Below are 17,945 nucleotides of genomic sequence, written 5' to 3'. Positions count from 1 at the left end.
CATGGCTGTGCAAGTCACCGAAAACACTCCCTCCGTCGCTCTCGGTCCCGCCGCCGCGCTCTCCTGCCGCGAGTGCGGACAGCGCTTCGACCTCGGCCCGATCTTCGCCTGCCAGGAATGTTTCGGGCCGCTCGAAGTCGCGTACGACCTGCCGAGCGGCGACCCGGAGGCCCTGCGGAAGCAGATCGAGGCCGGCCCCGACAACATCTGGCGCTACGCGCCGCTGCTGCCCGTCCCCGCCGACGTCGCGGACAAGCCGAACCTGAACCCGGGGTTCACCAAGCTGGTCAAGGCCGACAACCTCGCCCGTGAGCTGGGCGTCACCGGCGGTCTGTACGTCAAGGACGACTCCGGCAACCCCACGCACTCCTTCAAGGACCGCGTCGTGGCGATCGCCGTCGAGGCGGCCCGCGCCTTCGGCTTCACCACCCTGTCCTGCTCCTCCACCGGCAACCTCGCCGGTGCGGTCGGTGCCGCGGCGGCCCGCGCGGGCTTCCGCTCCTGCGTGTTCATCCCGCACGACCTGGAGGCCGGCAAGGTCGTCATGGCCGCGGTCTACGGCGGCGACCTGGTCGGCATCGAGGGCAATTACGACGACGTCAATCGCTTCTGCTCGGAGCTCATCGGCGACCCGCTGGGTGAGGGCTGGGGCTTCGTCAACGTCAACCTCCGCCCCTACTACGGCGAGGGCTCCAAGACACTGGCGTACGAGATCTGCGAGCAGCTGGGCTGGCAGCTGCCGGACCAGATCGTCATCCCGATCGCCTCGGGCTCGCAGCTGACGAAGATCGACAAGGGCCTCAAGGAGCTCATCGCGCTCGGCCTCGTCGAGGACAAGCCGTACAAGATCTTCGGCGCGCAGGCCGAGGGCTGCTCGCCCGTCTCGACGGCCTTCAAGGCCGGCCACGACGTGGTGCGGCCGCAGAAGCCGAACACCATCGCCAAGTCGCTGGCCATCGGCAACCCGGCCGACGGGCCGTACGTGCTCGACATCGCGCGCCGTACGGGCGGTGCGGTGGAGGATGTCAACGACGAGCAGGTCGTCGACGCGATCAAGCTGCTGGCCCGGACGGAAGGGATCTTCGCGGAGACCGCGGGCGGTGTGACCGTTGGCGTGACGAAGAAGCTCATCGACAGCGGTCTGCTCGACCCGTCCCTGTCCACGGTCGTCCTGAACACCGGCGACGGCCTCAAGACGCTTGACGCCGTCGCCCCGACCACGGGGCCCTCGGCGACCATCCGCCCGAGCCTGGACGCGTTCCGCGCGGCCGGTCTGGCCGGCTGACCCGCCGTACGCAGCCATACGGCCGCCGTACGCAGCCATACGGCCGGCGAGCGCAGCCGTAGGCAGTCGCACAGCCCCGAACTTGTACTCCGAAGTCGCTGGAAGGCAGAACCCATGAGCGTCAACGTCCGCATCCCCACCATTCTTCGCACCTACACCGACGGCAAGGCCGAGGTCGCGGCAGACGGCGCGACCCTCTCCGAGGTGATCGCCGACCTGGAGAAGAACCACCAGGGCATCGCGGCCCGGGTGCTGGACGACGCGGGCAAGCTGCGCCGTTTCGTGAACGTCTACGTCAATGACGACGACGTGCGTTTCGAGCAGGGCCTGGAGACGCCGACGCCGGACGGGGCGGGTGTCTCGATCATTCCGGCAGTGGCCGGCGGGTGCTAATTCGCGCCATCTCTTCTCTCGCTTGACTGGAATTGCCCCGTCCGCCGAAAAGCGGACGGGGCAATTCCGTTCTGTGAAAGGGGATACCATGGCGATGATCCCTCTCCGCGCGCGTGCCGAACGCATATGAGACCGCGGCGAGTTGTGCCCAAAGTGTGTGCGGCATTTGTCGCCCAGGTGCGTTATGCCCGGCCCGGCTTGCCCAGGGAAAGCGGTGTTTCACCGCATATTGCCGATTCTCCGGCGCCAGAATTCTCGTCCGATTGACCTGTTGCGCTGGGCAGTGGTGCAGATACATTCAGCGGCGGTCGACGCGTTCCGGCGCACACCCCGCGGGCCTTTCGGGGGGTGAGGTCTGACCCGGGTCCGCGGAGTGCGGTCCTGTGCAAGGGCCAGTAATAGGGGAGTTAGGCATGGCTCAGGGCACCGTCAAGTGGTTCAACGCGGAGAAGGGGTACGGCTTCATCGCGGTCGACGGTGGTGCGGATGTTTTCGTCCACTACAGCGCGATTCAGATGGACGGCTACCGCACCCTTGAGGAGGGTCAGCGGGTCGAGTTCGAGATCTCGCAGGGCCAGAAGGGGCCGCAGGCGGACATGGTCCGGGTGGCCGGCTGAAGCGCCGACCGACTGCAGCGTGATGAGGGTCCGCATCCCTGAGGGGGTGCGGGCCCTCTGCTGTGTGTCCGGTGGCCGTCGTGTCCGGCGGGTGTCCGGTGGGCGTCCGGAGGGTGGGCCATCGCGGGAGGCGCTTGCACTCGCACCCCCCGAGTGCTAATCATTGCGTTAGCACTCTCCGAGTGAGAGTGACAGTTAAGGACCGACTCGGTGAGGTCGGCAGGCCGGTGGGGCAAGGAACCACAGGCTCGCAGACCGTCCGTCGCGGGCGCCAGCGCGGTCCGGAGCAATCCACCCCTGTCCGGGAGGACCACTTCACATGGCCAAGATCATCGCGTTCGACGAGGAGGCACGGCGCGGTCTCGAGCGCGGGATGAACCAGCTCGCCGACGCCGTCAAGGTCACCCTCGGCCCCAAGGGCCGCAACGTCGTCCTCGAGAAGAAGTGGGGCGCCCCCACGATCACCAACGATGGTGTTTCCATCGCCAAGGAGATCGAGCTCGAGGACCCGTACGAGAAGATCGGCGCCGAGCTGGTCAAGGAGGTCGCGAAGAAGACGGACGACGTCGCCGGTGACGGCACGACGACCGCGACCGTCCTGGCGCAGGCGCTGGTCCGCGAGGGCCTGCGCAACGTAGCCGCCGGCGCCAACCCGATGGCCCTCAAGCGTGGCATCGAGAAGGCCGTCGAGGCCGTCTCCGCCGCCCTGCTCGAGCAGGCCAAGGACGTGGAGACCAAGGAGCAGATCGCCTCCACCGCCTCCATCTCCGCCGCCGACACCCAGATCGGCGAGCTCATCGCCGAGGCGATGGACAAGGTCGGCAAGGAAGGCGTCATCACCGTCGAGGAGTCCCAGACCTTCGGTCTGGAGCTGGAACTCACCGAGGGTATGCGCTTCGACAAGGGCTACATCTCGGCGTACTTCGCCACCGACATGGAGCGTATGGAGGCGTCGCTCGACGACCCGTACATCCTGATCGTCAACTCCAAGATCGGCAACGTCAAGGACCTGCTGCCGCTCCTGGAGAAGGTCATGCAGTCCGGCAAGCCGCTGCTGATCATCGCCGAGGACGTCGAGGGCGAGGCCCTGTCGACCCTGGTCGTCAACAAGATCCGTGGCACCTTCAAGTCCGTTGCCGTCAAGGCTCCGGGCTTCGGTGACCGCCGCAAGGCCATGCTCGGCGACATCGCCATCCTCACCGGTGGCACCGTCATCTCCGAGGAGGTCGGCCTCAAGCTGGAGAACGCCGGCGTCGACCTGCTGGGCCGCGCCCGCAAGGTCGTCATCACCAAGGACGAGACCACCATCGTCGACGGTGCCGGTGACAGCGAGCAGGTTCAGGGTCGTGTGAACCAGATCCGCGCCGAGATCGAGAACTCGGACTCGGACTACGACCGCGAGAAGCTCCAGGAGCGCCTGGCGAAGCTGGCCGGCGGCGTGGCCGTCATCAAGGCCGGTGCCGCCACCGAGGTCGAGCTCAAGGAGCGCAAGCACCGCATCGAGGACGCCGTTCGCAACGCGAAGGCGGCCGTCGAGGAGGGCATCGTCGCCGGCGGTGGCGTGGCCCTGCTCCAGGCCTCCGCGGTCTTCGAGAAGCTCGAGCTCGAGGGCGACGAGGCCACCGGTGCCAACGCGGTGAAGCTGGCCCTGGGGGCCCCGCTGAAGCAGATCTCCGTCAACGGCGGCCTCGAGGGTGGCGTCGTTGTGGAGAAGGTGCGCAACCTGGCCGTCGGCCACGGCCTGAACGCCGCGACCGGCGAGTACGTCGACATGATCGCCGAAGGCATCATCGACCCCGCCAAGGTCACGCGCTCCGCGCTGCAGAACGCCGCCTCCATCGCGGCGCTGTTCCTCACCACCGAGGCCGTCATCGCCGACAAGCCGGAGAAGGCGGGCGCTGCCCCGGCCGGCGGCGGCATGCCGGGCGGTGACATGGACTTCTGATCCTCCCGGATCAACTGTCCTCACGTTCGCAGGGGCGGCACCTTCCTTCCAGGAGGGTGCCGCCCCTGCGGCGTTTCCATGGGCCGCGGTGCTGTGGCTACAGCCGTCGCCGTCGGTCAGCGGGCGTGGTCCTTGAGCTTTTCCGTCTTCAGGGTGATACCGATGGGCCGGGGATTTCGATGAGGCTTCCGTAGGGGTGCGAGACCCGGATCGGATGCTTGCCGTTCCTCGGTTCGCTGTACACCGTGACGGTGCACGTGTCGCGGTCGATGAGGAGCTATACGGGGATGCCGGCGACAGCATGACCGTCGAGCTTCTCGTGACGGGGACGGCGGGCACGGCGGGCATGGCGGTCGGTTTCGGCGTGAGCCCCGAGGGCGCCGGACGTGTCCGTATGCCATGTCGGCTGTCCAGCGGGCATGGCATACGGACACGTCAAGCGCGGGCCCGTTTCGGGGGCACGGTGTGGCGCAGGGGTCAGACGTTCGCCGGTTGGGCGTCCGGGTCCTGGTGGTCGGGTGTCGGGGCGGGAGCGCGGCCGCTGTCCGGGACGGCGGTCGGGGTGGTGGGGGCGGCGCCGGTGTCGGCATCGGTGCGGGTGTCGGCGTTCAGGTCTGTGAGCATCTGCTTGCTGAAGCCGAAGAAGTAGGTGGCGAGGAAGCCGACGACGTAGCCGACGGCCAGGCCCATGGCGTAGACGGCGATCGTGGTGCCGACGCCTTGGTTGCCCTTGACCAGGGGGAAGAGGGCCCAGCCGGACGGGCCGATGGCGGTGGAGCCGACGGCGTCGCCGAGTTGGTTGAACAGACCGACGAAGCCGCCACCGAAGGCTCCACCGACGCAGGCGGTGATGAAGGGGCGGCCGAGCGGGAGTGACACGCCGTAGATCAGGGGCTCGCCGACGCCCAGGAAGCCTGCCGGGAGGGCGGACTTGATGGTCGTACGCAGGGAGCCGTTGCGCGGGAGGCGGAGGTAGACGGCGAGGGCGGCGCCGACCTGGCCCGCGCCCGCCATGGCGAGGATGGGCAGCAGAACGGTGTAGCCCTGCTGCTCGATGAGGGTGGTGTGGATGGGGATCAGGGCCTGGTGGAGGCCCAGCATGACCAGGGGGAGGAAGAGCCCGCCGAGGACGAAGCCGGCGAAGGCACCGCCGTGTGCGAGCAGCCAGTTGGCGAAGCTGCCGATGGCGGTGGAGACCTCCCCGGCGGCGTACATCAGGCCGAAGATGGTGACCAGGCCGGTGAGGAGGACCGTGAGGGTGGGGGTGACGAGGACGTCGAGCGCCTCGGGCACCCACTTGCGGCACCACTTCTCCACCTGGACGGCGAGCAGGGCAGCGGCCAGCGCGCCGAGGACGCCGCCCTGGCCGGGGGAGAGCTTCTGCCCGAAGGCGGTGATGTTCGCGACGCCCGGGAAGACGATGATCGCGGCTACCGCGCCGCCCAGGATGGGGGTGCCGCCGAACTCCTTGGCGGTGTTGTAGCCGACGAACACGGCGATCAGCGACATGAATCCGGAGGCCATGGCGGCCAGTGCCGGGACGGCCGAGGGCAGCCAGCCGAGGTTGGTCAGCAGGCCGTTGATGCCCGCGACGATGCCGCAGCCGATCAGGGCCGGAATCAGCGGGACGAAGATGTTGGCGATCCGGCGCAGGAAGAGCTTGACCGGGGTGGCGTTCTTCGCCTTCTGGCGGGCCTTGAGGGCTGCGCCCTGGGCGGCCAGTTCATCCGCGGTGGTGGAGTGCGACGCAGCGGGGTCGGACTCCGGTGCCGGGGCGGCGGTGGCGGGCTCGGGGGCTGAGGGTGTGGCGGTGGCCGGTTCGGGGGCGGTGGCCGGTTCGTGAGTGGTGGCGCGCGCCTCCTCGACCAGTCGCTCGAACTCGGGAGTGACCCGGGCGACCGTGCCGGGGCCCAGCACGATCTGGTAGGTGTCGTCCTCGACCACCCCCATCACGGCGGGCAGTGCCTGCAGTGCGTCGTCCTGGACCAGCGAGCGGTCCACGATGCCGAGGCGGAGCCTGGTCATGCAGTGGGCGATGGAGGAGAGGTTCCCGGCGCCGCCGACGAGGGGGAGGATCGCGGCGGCGGTGGCGCGGTTCTTGTCTTCGCTCATGTGCGGTGCCTTGCTGTGCGAGCAATCAGGGGTCGGGTCAGGTGTTCCGCGTGGCCTGCAGGGCTGCGCGGAGATGGCCTCGGGAGTCGTGGAGAAGGCGGGCGGCCGTCGGACCGTCGACCTCGCCGAGGAGGGTGAGGATGGCGTTCTTCACCTCGCCGTCCGTCGCGGCGAGCGCTGCCTCGATCTCCTGATCACCGGCGCCGGTGGCCAGCGCGACGATGCGCCGGGAGCGGGCCCGCAGCTTTTCGTTGGAGGCGCGGACGTCGACCATCAGGTTTCCGTAGGTCTTGCCCAGCCGGATCATGGTGATCGTCGAGAGCATGTTGAGCACCAGCTTCTGGGCCGTGCCCGCCTTCAGCCGGGTGGAGCCGGTCAGCAGTTCGGGGCCGACGACGACCTCGATGCCGTGCTCGGCGGACGCGGCCAGCTCCGAGCCGGCGTTGCAGGACAGGCCGATGGTCAGGGCGCCCAGCGAACGGGCGTGCTCGACGGCCCCGATGGCGTACGGCGTGCGGCCGGAGGCGGAGATGCCGACGACGGTGTCCAGGTCCGTCAGACCGATCGTGGACAGATCCTCGGCGGCGAACTTCTTGCTGTCCTCGGCGCCCTCGACGGCGGTGACCATCGCGGACGGGCCGCCCGCGATCAGACCGAGCACCTCGGAGGGATCGGTGTTGAACGTCGGCGGGCACTCGCTGGCGTCCAGCACCCCGAGCCGGCCGGCCGTGCCGGCCCCGGCGTAGATCAGCCGGCCGCCCTGGGCCATCCGCGCGGCGGTGGCGTCGATGGCGGCGGCGATCTGCGGGAGCTGCCCGGCGACGGCGGCGGGGACCTGAGCGTCCTCACCGTTCATCGTGCGGGCGATCTCCAGGGTGGAGCACCTGTCGATCTCGGCGAGCTCGGGCCGGAACGCCTCTGTGGTGAGGGTGTCCAGCTGGGCCCGCAGCTGTGCGTGTTCGGCGGGGGAAGTCATGGGTGTCGGCTCTTTCCGGGCTCGTACGGCTCAGTACGACGTGATGGGTGCGGGGCTCGGCGGCAGTGGGCAGGGGAGCGCAGCGCTGAGGGGCGGCGCTGACAACCGGCGCTGATGACCGTCGCTGAAGCTCAGCGAGGGGAGCGCGGGGAGTGGCGGTGCGCGAGAGCTTCGTAGGACGCGGAAAGGGCGGGCGCCGCGGTCTCGTAGGTGCGCTGCGCCACTCCTATGAACAGGCAGTCGACGACGAGGAGTTGGCTCGTCCTGGAGGACATCGCGGCCGGTCGCAGCTCGCTCTCGCGGGCGGTGGAGGTGGTCAGGATGTAGTCGGCGTACGAGGCGATCTCACTGTCCGGGCGGCCGGTGATCGCGATGGTTGTCGCGCCGTGGTCGAAGGCGACCCGCAGTGGCTCTATGACGTCGGTGGTGCGCCCGGAGTGGGTGATGGCGATGGCGACATCGCCGGTCCGCAGCTGCACGGCGTTCGTCACGGCGAGGTGCGGGTCGGAGTGCGCATGCGCGATCAGGCCGATGCGCAGCAGCTTCTGGGCGAGGTCCTGGCCGACGAGGTTGGACGCGCCGATGCCGTAGACGTCGATGCGGCGGGCCGCGGAGAGCACGCCGACGGCGGCTTCGAGCTGGGTGACGTCCAGACCGGCCGCGGTGTCGGCGAGGCACTGCTGCTCTTCCTGGGCGAGCTTGGCGACGACGTCGGTCAGGGAGTCGTCGACCGCTATGTCGGCCGTCACGGCCGGTGCGCCGCCGGCCGCCTGCTGCGCGGCGAGTGCGGCGAGCGCCAGACGCAGATCGCGGTAGCCGGGGTAGCCGAGCAGCCGCGAGGTCCGCACGACGGTGGCCTCGCTCGTGCCGGTGCGTTCCGCGAGGCCGGTGACGGTGAGGGCGGCACAGCCGGCCGGGTCACCCGCGACCGCTTCGGCGACTCGCTGCATGGAGCGGGTCATCGTCGGGACGAGGGTACGGACCTTGGCGGCCAGTGCCGCGGGGGCGGGTGGGGCCGGGGCCGGCCGGGTATCGGTGGCCACGTCCTTGAAAGTTTCCTTCAGGCTGCTGCTCACAGCTGAAAAGTAATTTCATAGACGTCGTGCGTCAATACCCTCCGTGAGACCTGTGGACAAGCGGCGTGGCGCGCATCGACCTGTGGATGACGGTGGGGTGCGGCGCGGGTCCGCGAGACAATGGACGGCATGGAGCTGGAACAGGCATTGCATGCCGCGCGAGCGCTGGTCCTCGCCGACCTGATGGCGGACGACGTCGCGGACGCCGACATCGTCTCGCTCGTCGAGGACGCGGTCGTCCACCGCCGATGGTGGGTCGAGCAGTGGCCTGAAGGTGTCGGATTCGTCGCGGGACTGATAGCGCAGGACGTCCAGGACGCGTTGCTGGAGAGGTACGGCCGCTGGCCGCTGTGCCCCGTATGCACCCAGTCCGGGGACCCTCACGCGCTGGATGTCGAGCCGGAGTTGGGGCCCGATCCGCACTGGGTCTGCCCCAAGACGGCGGTCGCGGTGGCCCGCGTCGGCAGGCTGCGCACCCCCACCGAGGGCTGACGCGATGACCGGGCCGGAGAGCTGACGTGGCGATCTATATCGATCCGCCGACGTGGCCGGGCCACGGACGGATGTGGTCGCACCTGGTCAGTGACACCTCCTTCGAGGAGCTGCACAGCTTCGCGGCCGCCATCGGCGCGCCCAGGCGGGCGTTCGAGCGCGATCACTACGACCTGCCCGAGGAGCGGTACACCGACGCGGTGCGCGCCGGGGCGGTGGAGATCGGCAGCAAGGAGCTCGTCCGCCTGCTGACGGCCGCGGGGCTGCGCAGGCCCAAACACCGCCCTGGGCCGGCGGCCACGGGGCGGGAGGGCGTGCCCGACGAGCCCACTGGCGGCGCGTCGCACCGCCGGGGCGGCGGGTAGCCCGCGCACGATGGGGCCAGTTTCGTGCGCCGCACCGAAAGGGACAGCCATGTCAGCCAGGGAACCGGCCACCACGCTCACCACCAGGTTCAGCAGCGAGGACGCCACCCCCACCGCGTGGTCCACGGCGGTGGGCGGCCTGACGGAGGCGGAGATCTTCTGGCTCAGCACCGTCCGGCCCGACGGCCGCCCGCACGTCACCCCGCTGCTCGCCGTCTGGGCGGACGACGCCCTCCACTTCTGCACGGGCCCGGACGAGCGCAAGGCCAAGAACCTCACGGCCAACGCCCGGTGCGTGCTGACCACCTCCACGGCCGGCGGCAACGACCTGCATGCCGGACTCGACGTGATCATCGAAGGGGAGGCGGTACAGGTCCAGGACGAGACCACGCTGCGCGGGCTGGCTGACCTGTACGCCGCCAAGTACGGCAGCGACTGGCACTTCGACGTGCGCGACGGCGCGTTCTACGGCGCCGGCGACCGTGCCGACGTCTTCCGGGTCGAGCCCGTGCGGGCCTTCGGCTTCGGCCGCGGGGAGACCTACAGCCAGACCCGCTGGAGCTTCGACGGGCAGAGGTGAGGGGGCGGGGCAGAGGAGCGCCGGGCCGGCAAGGGCTGGCGGAGCGGCCCCCTCGACGCAGGCGCAGAGGCAGCCGGCCGGCGTCACACGGGCAGGCGCTGCGCCGAAAGACACTGGCGCACGCAGCAGGCCCCAGAGACTGCCGACACAGCGACCAGGGGTGCGCGGGTGCGGCGCCGACCCGGTCCGTGCCCGCCCCAGCAGGGGAGGTCCTCCGGGTCACCGGGTAGCGCCGATCCTCGCGCGGTCGGTGCCTGGTGGACATCACCCCATGCGGTCGGTGTCAGGAGAAACTGACCGCACGGGTCGACCGGTGCCCGCCCGTGCCGGCCCTGCCGGTCAGTGCCGCCTTCCGCCCGCTTCGGTCAGTGCCGGTCGGCGTTCTCGGGCTTGGTGATGACGACCCCCGAGGAGGCGACGAGGCGCGAGGGGTGGGGCGAGCGGTGCAGCCGGTAGGCGATGGCGGTGGTGCCGACGGCGACCGCCGCCAGGGCCGCACCGGTCCAGGCGACGGACGGGTATCCCCAGCCCGCGCCGATGGTCAGGCCGCCGAGCCAGGGGCCGAGCGTATTGCCGATGTTGAACGCGGCGGTGGTGGTCGCGCCGGCCAGCGTGGGCGCGGCATTCGCGACGTTGAACATCCGGGCGTTGAGTGCCGGGGCCGTGGCGAACGCGGTGACACCGAGCAGCAGGGCGAGCAGGACCGCGGCGACCGGGCTGTGCGCGGTCAGCCCCAGGACGGCCAGGACGACCGTGGAGGCGGAGATGCCGGCGAACAGCGTCCCGAAGAGATGCGCGTCGGCGATCCGGCCCCCGGTGAACGTACCGATCAGCGCCCCGACGCCGAACAGCGCGAGCACCGTCGGGACCCAGCTCTCGGCGAGCCCCGCGGTGTCGGTGAGCAGCGGCGAGAGGTAGGAGAAGAGCGCGAAGACGGCAGCGCCGTTCATGGCCGTGGCGGTCAGGGCGAGCCAGACCTGCTTGTCCTTGTAGATGGTCAGTTCACGGCGCAGCTGCGGCCGGTCGTCGCCCGTGGGCACGGCCGTACGCGGCACCAGCGCGATCACGCCGATCAGGGCGATCGCTGCGAGTCCCGCGACCGCCCAGAACGCCGCCCGCCAGCCCGCGTGCTGCCCGAGGAGCGCGCCGGCCGGGACTCCGGCGATGTTCGCGATGCTCAGGCCGCCGACCATCACGGCCATCGCGCGGGCCCGCGCGGTCACCGGCACCAGCGAGACGGCGACCGCCGCGCCCACGGCCCAGAAACCGGCGCAGGCCAGTGCGCTCACCACCCGCGAGGCGAACAGCACGCCGTACGAGGGGGCGAGCGCACCCGCCACCTGACCGAGGCCGAACAACGCCAGCAGGGCGATCAGCGTCGTCCGGCGCGGCAGCCGCAGGGTGGCGGCGGCCAGCACGGGGGCGCCGACCACCATGCCGATCGCGAACGCCGAGACCAGCAGTCCGGCCTGCGGGATGGAGACCCCGAGGTCACGGGCGAGCGGCTGGAGGATCCCGGAGAGCATGAATTCGCTCGTGCCGAGCGCGAAGACGGACAGGCCGAGGATGTAGACGGCTATGGGCATGCGGGCGCGTTCGGAAGGAGCAGGCATGACAGCAACCAACAGCGGTGAAGCCGCTGACATTCCCCCTCGGAGCTGCCGGAGCGGGTGACCTTGCCCATGTCGCGCCCGTACTCATGGCCGCGCGGTGACGGCCGTCATGAGAGCGCCATGCGCAGGGACGTCACGGCCCGCGCCGGCGCCACTCCAGGAGACCCATGAAGATCGGCGCCGCACGCTCCCGCTCAGCTGCTCAGCCGCTCAGCAGGTCGAGTTCGGTGGCCAGGTTGCGGCGGGCGATGTGCTCCCACCAGTCGTACGCCAGCGGCGTCCTGAACAGGCGCGGCAGGGAGAGCAGTTGACGCAGCACCGCGGACCGGCCGACAACGAAGTCGGGATCCGGCACGAACGCGTACTCCTCGCGGACGGCGGCGGCATAGGCCGCGTACCCCTCGGGTGAACCGGCGAGCACGGCGAGATCGGCGTCGCACAGCACCGCGCCGTCGAGGTCTTCGGGCGCCGGATCGTGGGTGCTGGTCAGGCGCACCAGGCGGGCCACCTCGGCCGTCCGCGCCGCGTCGACGCCCAGCTCGGGCAGGGCGCGTTCGGCGAGGGCCGCGCTGCGCTCCTCGTTCTCGGAACGGTCCGGCCGGTAGACCGCGTCGTGGAACCAGGCCGCCAACTGGACGGTGGCCAAATCCAGGGCGCAGTCGGACAGTTCGTCGATGTGATGCAGGACGTCGGCCAGGTGATGGCTGGTGTGGTAGCGCCGCTGCGGCTCGTCCCACCGGGCCAGGAGGTTCTCCGCGTACGGGTCGGGGTCGGGGTCCTCGGCCCCCTTGGTGCCACGGGCCTCTGCCACGGTCATGGCCCAGCGCCTGCGCAGCTCCGGCGCGAGGTCGGTGGTGCGCGCCGTTCGGGACACGGGAGTCATGCCCGCAATTGTGCCTCGGGGGCGGGTGAGGGGCGCGAACTGTCCGGTCCATGGCACGCCGCCTCGCGCCGGTGCGCGTCGCCGACGGTGTCCCGGACGTCCGCCCCCGAGCTCGGGCAGTCCCGCCGAACCGGCCCGCGCGGGCCCGGAGGGACAGGCCCGTGCTTGGTACACACCGGTGGTTTCCGCCGCGTCCCCGGCCGATGTGGCACCGGCGGTCCGGGCCACCCCTTACGCTGGATATTGGACTAGACCTGTCGCCCACTCGGCCTCGTGGCGCCTCGCGTCCCGTCCGGTGTCTGTTCGTCTCGTTACGTCATGGCTTGTCACGTCGTCGTCGGAGGATTGGGGTCACATGAGCAAGCGCGCACTCCTGGAGGTGATCGCGCTCGGCCCGGAGGACGCGGTCGCCGCCCAGGCCGGTGGAGCCGACCGCCTCGAACTGGTCACCGATATGGCGGCCGACGGGCTGACGCCGCCCCGGAGCACCTTCGCGGCCATCCGGGCGGCCGTCGACATTCCGCTGCGGGTGATGCTGCGGTCCTCCGACGGCTTCGCCGCCGGTGACGTGGCGGCGCTGTGCGAGGAGGCCGCGGCGCTGCGCGCGGAGGGCGCCGAGGAGTTCGTGCTCGGCTTCCTGACCCCGGACGGGCGGCCGGATCTCGTCGCGGTACGGGCGCTGGCCGAGGTGATCGAGGGCTGCCGCTGGACCTTCCACCGGGCCATCGACCGGGCCGCGGACCGCGACGCGCTGCGCAAGGAGCTGGCGGCGCACTGCGCGGTGTCCGGCTCCTCCGGTACGGCGACGGGACTCGACACGTTCCTCACGGCCGGTGCTGCCCAAGGGGTCGACGCGGGGCTGCCGACGCTCCTGGCCGAGCAGAGCCGTACGGCAGCGGGCGAATCCGGGTACGCGCCGCGCATCCTGGTCGGCGGCGGCCTCGGGCTCGGCCACCTGCCGGAACTGCGCGCGGCCGGCATCGACGCGTTCCACATCGGCGGCGCGGCCCGCCCCGCCGGCTGGTCGGCCCCGGTCGATGTGGCTGCCGTCCGGCAGTGGCGCGACGCGCTGGACGGAGTGCTGGACGGAGCACCGGCGTAACGGCCACGGAGGCTGCGGAGGCCGCGGAAAAACGGCCCCGGCGCCGGAGCGCCGGCGCCAGGGGCCGGGTGGGGTCAACCCCCACCTCTCCTCCTACCGCTGCTGTGGCAGCGTGCCGCCCAACTGCGTGGGCAGTGGCGCGGCGTGCACCACGGTCAGGCCGGACACCGGGCGGGTCAGGCAGACGTACAGCCGGCGCAGGCCGGTGCGCTCGTCCGGCTCGCCGTCGACGATCGCCGCCGGTTCGTCCAGCACCACGTAGTCGTACTCCAGGCCCTTGGCGAGCGTGGCGGGCACCAGCGTCAGCCGGGACTCGGCAGAGGTCTCCTCGCCCGGCGCCAGGCAGGCCACGCCGGCCTTCTCCAGGTCGGCGCGCAGTGCGGGGATCCGGGCCTCGGCGGCGATCAGGCCGATGGATCCCTCCTTCGCCAGGGACTCGTGGCAGGCGGCGAGTACGGCGGAGTCCTGGTCCTCGGGCGCTACGGTGCGTACCTCGAAGTCGCCCGCGGACTCACGGATCGAGGTCGCCTCCGTCAGGTCGGGGGCGATGGCCGGCAGCAGCCTGGACGCGTACGCGATGACCTCGCGCGGCACCCGGAAGCCCTGGGTCAGCTCCTCGACCGTCGACCCCGGCTTGCCCAGGTGGGCCAGTGCGTCCTCCCAGGTGTTCGTCGCCCACGGGGTCGTGCCCTGGGCGATGTCGCCGAGGACCGTCGCCGAACCCGTCGTGCAGCGTCGTCCCACCGCGCGGTACTGCATGGGCGAGAGGTCCTGCGCCTCGTCGAGGACCACATGGCCCAGGGACGGCGTGCGCGCCACCACGTCCATGGTTTCGTCGATCAACACCGCATCCGCTGCGGACCACTTGGCGCTCTTCACGCTCCGGGCCGGCTTGGCCCACAGGATCGCCTTCTGCTCCTCCGGTGTCAGGATGCCCTCGGCCTGCTCGGCCAGGAACTCCGCGTCCCCCAGCAGCCGTAGCACCAGCTTCGCCGGATCGACCGGCGGCCAGACCGCCTTGACCGCGGCCTTCACGGCGGCGTTGCGGGCCACCGCGTCCTGCACGCGGTCGTCCGGCGCCTCGCCGGCCTGCTCCATGCGGACCAGTACGGCATGCGCGATCCGCTGCGGCAGCGCGTCACGGGCAGCGCCGTAGCGAATGTCGCGTGCCATCAACTCCCGCACGATCTCTTCGAGTTCATAGGCGGGTACGCGCCAGCGGCGGGAGCCGCGGACGACCATGCAGGGTTCCTGCGGCATCGTGATGTGGGAGCGGACGGCACGCCGGAGCACCTCGGCCATACGGGCGTCGCCCTTGATCGTCGCCGCGGTCGCGTCGTCCGAGCCGCGCACCTCCACATGCCCGACCAGGTCGTCGACGGTGGCCTGCTTGACCTCCAGCTCGCCCAGGGCCGGCAGCACCTGCTCGATGTAGTGCAGGAAGGAGCGGTTCGGGCCGATGACGAGGGTGCCGGAGCGGGCCAGCCGCTCGCGGTGCGCGTACAGCAGATAGGCGACACGGTGCAGGCCGACCGCGGTCTTGCCGGTGCCCGGTGCCCCCTGGACGCAGACGGTGCCGCCGAGCCCGGCACGCACGATCTCGTCCTGCTCCGGCTGGATGGTCGCGACGATGTCGCGCATCGGGCCCACGCGCGGCCGCTCGATCTCGGTCTGCAGCAGCTTGCTGCTCTGCTCGGCCTCCGCCGGGTCGGTGAGGTGCTCGTCCTCGTACGCGGTCAACTCGCCGCCGGTGTAACCGAAACGGCGGCGCAGTTCGAGGTCCATCGGGTTCTTCTTCGAGGCCCGGTAGAACGGCTGGGAGACGGGCGCGCGCCAGTCGATGACCATCGGGTCGCCGTCGGCGTCGTGCACATGGCGGCGTCCGATGTAGAAGTCTTCGCCCGCCGCCCCCTCGGCGAGGTCGATGCCCGGGGCGTGCAGATAGTCGAGCCGACCGAAGAAGAGCGGGGTGTGCGAGAGATCGGCCAGCGCCTTGATCCGGGCGTCGATCTCGCCCTGGAGCACCTCGGCGTTGACCCAGTTGGCGGTGACGTCGGCGATGTTCAGCGCCTCGGCGTCCTCGCGCATGGCCCGGAGCGCGGCGCGGGAGGAGGCGAGATGGGCGCGCTCGCGTTGCAGGGGGTCGGCGTGGGGGCCGGACTCTTCGGCCCGGGGGGCTTCCGGCCCGAGCGGATGCGCTCCGCCGTCGGCGGCAGCGGTCTCGGGCGGTGCCGGGGTGGCCGCGGTCGGGTCGGTGGCGGGTGACGGGTGGGCGTGCGAGGGCACGGCGTTGCCTCCGGTGAGATGTACTGCGGCGGGCGCGCGCCACGGAAGCGGGCACGGTCGGCCGGGGCGGTGCGTCGGGCGGGTCATCAGCGTGCAGCGAAGGACCGGCCGGTTTCCGTCCGGTCGGCGGCACTCCTCGACGGGAGGCAGGGCAGACGCGCGATTGTAGTCAGCGGGCATTCCGGGCGCCAACGGATATTCGGCGTCCGGCACCGCGCGGGAGACCCCGAGGCCACCTCGTAGTCCCGTAGGGGTGGGAATAGGCCGGGAGTCTGACGTCCGGCCCTCTCGGGATGGACCCATGGACCGATGTGCGGCAATCGCGTGAAATCCATCATGGAGACATGAGCAGTGCAGCCTTTCACCCAGTCCCTGTGAGCCCGACCTCCCCGCGTGGCGCCGCCGGCGCGACGGCCCTGGGAGGCGCACCCACACATGGCGGACACCACCGCCATGTGCTGGGCAACGCGCTCCGCGCGGTCAAGGTCTTCGTCGCGGCCGCCTTCAGCGTCGCCGTCCTGGGCGAGTACGGCCATGACGATCATGCCGACGATTGACGCCTGACGATGGACGGGGCGCTTCTCCGCGGCCGCCTTGCCCCGCCGACCCGCCGACCCGCCGACTCGCCGCACCACGCGGGTACCTCTCGCCGCCCGCCCGCCCTTCTGCCGTAAACCCCTCACGTAACGCCCCGCAACGCCCCGCCCGCGCAAAAACCCCGGCGCCCCGTGTCCGGAGCGCACACGCACCTCTCCGCGCGCCCCACGGACAAGGCCGCGCACACCGCGCACAATCACGCGCAAGAGCCGGCCCCGAGCAGACACCCGGATGACCGGAAACCGTTACGGACGGTCGGCTCCGATCCACTAGCGTCGCCGCAGAGAGCGCGCTCAGGGCGACGAGAAGGGGACAACGGGTGTCTGCCGCCGACGGGGGACGAACGTGGACGTGGAGACGCACCTGGGCGCTGAGCGTCGCGAGACCCGGCAGGCTGCTCCTGGCGACAGCCCTGCTGGTGGCCTCCTTCGCCGGATTGTGGCTGCTCTATACGGTCCAGCCGCTGCCGATGTCCGACATAGTCGTCTACCGCGCGGAGGGGGAAGCCGCCGCGGCCGGCGGTGACCTCTACGGCTTCACGGTCACGAAGTGGGCACTACCGGCCACGTACCCGCCCTTCGCCGCCCTCCTGTTCATCCCCACGACGTGGATCTCGCTCGGCACCCTCAAAGTGGCCTGTGTCCTCGTCAACGCCGGGCTTCTCGCACTGCTGATCCACCTGTCCTGCAAGGCGGCCGGCCTGCGCAAGGCCGCCCACACCGCGCCCACCCTGCTCGCCGCGACCGCCCTGGGCCTCTGGCTCGAACCGGTCTTCCAGACGTTCGTCTTCGGGCAGATCAACCTCGCCCTCGCCTGCCTGGTCCTGTGGGACCTCTCCCGGCCGGACGGTGCCCGTTTCAAGGGCTTCGCCGTCGGCGTCGCGGCCGGGATCAAGCTCACGCCCGCGATCTTCGCGGTATACCTCCTCGTCACCGGCCGGGTGCGGGCGGCGTGCTCCGCCCTCGCCGGATTCCTCGGCTCGGTCCTGGTCGGCGTGCTGGTCCTGCCGGGCCCGAGCATCGAGTTCTGGACGCGGCGGATGTTCGAGACCGGCCGGGTCGGCAAGGCGTGGATCGTCGACAACCAGTCCCTCCAGGGGCTGATCGCCCGCGCGCTGCACGACCCCGAACCCGGAATCCTGTGGGCCGTCCCGGCGCTGCTCACGGCAGGCGCCGGGCTCTTCATCGCCCGCCGGGCCCACCGGAGGCGGGGGCTCGACAACTGGGGCGTGCTGATCACGGCCGTCACGGCGCTGCTGGTCTCGCCGATCAGCTGGTCCCACCACTGGGTCTGGTGCGTACCGCTGCTCGCCGCGCTCGCGGCACACACCCGCGGCATGCCACGGCGCCGCGCCCTCCTGGCCGTCGTCACCCTCGCCTTCACCGCCCGCACGCTGTGGGTGGTGCCGCACGCCGGCGACCTCGACCTGTATTTCTCCTGGTGGCAGCAGCTGCTCGCAGCGCCCTACCCCTTGTTCGGCCTGGCGTTCCTGGTGGCGATGGCCTGGTGGACGCGCGGTGGGTCGCCGCCCCTCGGCGGCCCCGGCCACATCCCGCTGCCCCGCACCGATCACGAACCCCTGAGCACGCGGTCCCGGGCGGGCTGAACACCCGGCAGCGGCCC

16 protein-coding genes are annotated in these 17,945 nt (G+C 71.0%); 10 read left to right on the top strand and 6 right to left on the bottom strand.

Features of this window, described 5'->3' with window-relative positions; translation table 11 throughout:
- Position 1: 1 nt before the first annotated feature.
- From thrC to groL, 4 genes are all read left to right on the top strand, one after another.
- On the top strand, positions 2 to 1,285 hold the full coding sequence (thrC, locus tag ACGFZW_RS21550) for a threonine synthase (RefSeq protein ID WP_393894772.1): 1,284 nt from the start codon (positions 2 to 4) through the stop codon (positions 1,283 to 1,285).
- A gap of 114 nt (positions 1,286 to 1,399) precedes the next feature.
- Positions 1,400 to 1,678, top strand: a complete 279-nt coding sequence (locus ACGFZW_RS21545) for a MoaD/ThiS family protein (RefSeq protein WP_393894771.1) — start codon at positions 1,400 to 1,402, stop codon at positions 1,676 to 1,678.
- Between the two features lie 413 nt (positions 1,679 to 2,091).
- Positions 2,092 to 2,295, top strand: a complete 204-nt coding sequence (locus tag ACGFZW_RS21540; RefSeq protein ID WP_003986833.1) for a cold-shock protein — start codon at positions 2,092 to 2,094, stop codon at positions 2,293 to 2,295.
- Positions 2,296 to 2,614: 319 nt separating this feature from the next.
- On the top strand, positions 2,615 to 4,240 hold the full coding sequence (gene groL, locus ACGFZW_RS21535) for a chaperonin GroEL (RefSeq protein WP_393894770.1): 1,626 nt from the start codon (positions 2,615 to 2,617) through the stop codon (positions 4,238 to 4,240).
- A gap of 477 nt (positions 4,241 to 4,717) precedes the next feature.
- On the opposite strand, the gene ACGFZW_RS21530 is transcribed toward groL, so the two are convergent.
- The 3 genes from ACGFZW_RS21530 to ACGFZW_RS21520 form a co-directional block, all read right to left on the bottom strand.
- Entirely contained in the window at positions 4,718 to 6,352 is a 1,635-nt protein-coding gene (locus ACGFZW_RS21530) for a PTS transporter subunit EIIC (RefSeq protein ID WP_393894769.1), read from the bottom strand.
- A gap of 37 nt (positions 6,353 to 6,389) precedes the next feature.
- Positions 6,390 to 7,328 carry an N-acetylmuramic acid 6-phosphate etherase gene (gene murQ, locus ACGFZW_RS21525; protein WP_393894768.1) on the bottom strand — a complete coding sequence of 313 codons (939 nt, stop codon included), beginning with the start codon at positions 7,326 to 7,328 and terminating at the stop codon, positions 6,390 to 6,392.
- Between the two features lie 131 nt (positions 7,329 to 7,459).
- On the bottom strand, positions 7,460 to 8,404 hold the full coding sequence (locus ACGFZW_RS21520) for a MurR/RpiR family transcriptional regulator (RefSeq protein WP_393894767.1): 945 nt from the start codon (positions 8,402 to 8,404) through the stop codon (positions 7,460 to 7,462).
- Positions 8,405 to 8,533: 129 nt separating this feature from the next.
- On the opposite strand from ACGFZW_RS21520, the gene ACGFZW_RS21515 reads away from it, so the two are divergent.
- The 3 genes from ACGFZW_RS21515 to ACGFZW_RS21505 are packed head-to-tail and all read left to right on the top strand — an operon-like array spanning position 8,534 to position 9,841.
- A complete protein-coding gene (locus tag ACGFZW_RS21515) occupies positions 8,534 to 8,896 on the top strand; it encodes a hypothetical protein (protein WP_393894766.1) in 363 nt (120 codons plus the stop codon).
- A gap of 26 nt (positions 8,897 to 8,922) precedes the next feature.
- Positions 8,923 to 9,261: a DUF4031 domain-containing protein gene (locus ACGFZW_RS21510; RefSeq protein ID WP_393894765.1), complete on the top strand. Its 339-nt coding sequence runs from the start codon at positions 8,923 to 8,925 to the stop codon at positions 9,259 to 9,261.
- A 49-nt stretch (positions 9,262 to 9,310) separates the two neighbouring features.
- Positions 9,311 to 9,841: a pyridoxamine 5'-phosphate oxidase family protein gene (locus ACGFZW_RS21505; RefSeq protein WP_393894764.1), complete on the top strand. Its 531-nt coding sequence runs from the start codon at positions 9,311 to 9,313 to the stop codon at positions 9,839 to 9,841.
- Positions 9,842 to 10,206: 365 nt separating this feature from the next.
- Here ACGFZW_RS21505 and ACGFZW_RS21500 read toward each other — a convergent pair whose 3' ends face one another.
- Both ACGFZW_RS21500 and ACGFZW_RS21495 read right to left on the bottom strand, forming a co-directional pair.
- Positions 10,207 to 11,454 carry a Cmx/CmrA family chloramphenicol efflux MFS transporter gene (locus ACGFZW_RS21500; protein WP_393894763.1) on the bottom strand — a complete coding sequence of 416 codons (1,248 nt, stop codon included), beginning with the start codon at positions 11,452 to 11,454 and terminating at the stop codon, positions 10,207 to 10,209.
- Between the two features lie 202 nt (positions 11,455 to 11,656).
- Positions 11,657 to 12,337 carry a hypothetical protein gene (locus ACGFZW_RS21495; RefSeq protein WP_393894762.1) on the bottom strand — a complete coding sequence of 227 codons (681 nt, stop codon included), beginning with the start codon at positions 12,335 to 12,337 and terminating at the stop codon, positions 11,657 to 11,659.
- 355 nt (positions 12,338 to 12,692) lie between these two features.
- On the opposite strand from ACGFZW_RS21495, the gene ACGFZW_RS21490 reads away from it, so the two are divergent.
- Positions 12,693 to 13,439 carry a copper homeostasis protein CutC gene (locus tag ACGFZW_RS21490; protein WP_393894761.1) on the top strand — a complete coding sequence of 249 codons (747 nt, stop codon included), beginning with the start codon at positions 12,693 to 12,695 and terminating at the stop codon, positions 13,437 to 13,439.
- A 93-nt stretch (positions 13,440 to 13,532) separates the two neighbouring features.
- Here ACGFZW_RS21490 and ACGFZW_RS21485 read toward each other — a convergent pair whose 3' ends face one another.
- A complete protein-coding gene (locus ACGFZW_RS21485) occupies positions 13,533 to 15,725 on the bottom strand; it encodes a HelD family protein (RefSeq protein ID WP_393894760.1) in 2,193 nt (730 codons plus the stop codon).
- A 374-nt stretch (positions 15,726 to 16,099) separates the two neighbouring features.
- On the opposite strand from ACGFZW_RS21485, the gene ACGFZW_RS21480 reads away from it, so the two are divergent.
- On the top strand, positions 16,100 to 16,282 hold the full coding sequence (locus tag ACGFZW_RS21480) for a hypothetical protein (protein ID WP_393894759.1): 183 nt from the start codon (positions 16,100 to 16,102) through the stop codon (positions 16,280 to 16,282).
- Positions 16,283 to 16,641: 359 nt separating this feature from the next.
- Positions 16,642 to 17,928: a glycosyltransferase 87 family protein gene (locus tag ACGFZW_RS21475; protein ID WP_393894758.1), complete on the top strand. Its 1,287-nt coding sequence runs from the start codon at positions 16,642 to 16,644 to the stop codon at positions 17,926 to 17,928.
- Positions 17,929 to 17,945 lie beyond the last annotated feature (17 nt).

It is taken from the genome of Streptomyces sp. NPDC048248, from assembly GCF_043201875.1.
Lineage (GTDB): Bacteria > Actinomycetota > Actinomycetes > Streptomycetales > Streptomycetaceae > Streptomyces.
This window is presented reverse-complemented; position numbering and strand designations above follow the sequence as displayed.

Excerpts from the sequence above, each read along its gene's own strand:
- thrC (WP_393894772.1), top strand. The coding sequence starts at position 2 with ATGGCTGTGCAAGTCACCGAAAACACTCCCTCCGTCGCTCTCGGTCCC.
- ACGFZW_RS21545 (WP_393894771.1), top strand. The coding sequence starts at position 1,400 with ATGAGCGTCAACGTCCGCATCCCCACCATTCTTCGCACCTACACCGAC.
- ACGFZW_RS21540 (WP_003986833.1), top strand. The coding sequence starts at position 2,092 with ATGGCTCAGGGCACCGTCAAGTGGTTCAACGCGGAGAAGGGGTACGGC.
- groL (WP_393894770.1), top strand. The coding sequence starts at position 2,615 with ATGGCCAAGATCATCGCGTTCGACGAGGAGGCACGGCGCGGTCTCGAG.
- ACGFZW_RS21530 (WP_393894769.1), bottom strand. The coding sequence starts at position 6,352 with ATGAGCGAAGACAAGAACCGCGCCACCGCCGCCGCGATCCTCCCCCTC.
- murQ (WP_393894768.1), bottom strand. The coding sequence starts at position 7,328 with ATGACTTCCCCCGCCGAACACGCACAGCTGCGGGCCCAGCTGGACACC.
- ACGFZW_RS21515 (WP_393894766.1), top strand. The coding sequence starts at position 8,534 with ATGGAGCTGGAACAGGCATTGCATGCCGCGCGAGCGCTGGTCCTCGCC.
- ACGFZW_RS21505 (WP_393894764.1), top strand. The coding sequence starts at position 9,311 with ATGTCAGCCAGGGAACCGGCCACCACGCTCACCACCAGGTTCAGCAGC.
- ACGFZW_RS21500 (WP_393894763.1), bottom strand. The coding sequence starts at position 11,454 with ATGCCTGCTCCTTCCGAACGCGCCCGCATGCCCATAGCCGTCTACATC.
- ACGFZW_RS21495 (WP_393894762.1), bottom strand. The coding sequence starts at position 12,337 with ATGACTCCCGTGTCCCGAACGGCGCGCACCACCGACCTCGCGCCGGAG.
- ACGFZW_RS21490 (WP_393894761.1), top strand. The coding sequence starts at position 12,693 with ATGAGCAAGCGCGCACTCCTGGAGGTGATCGCGCTCGGCCCGGAGGAC.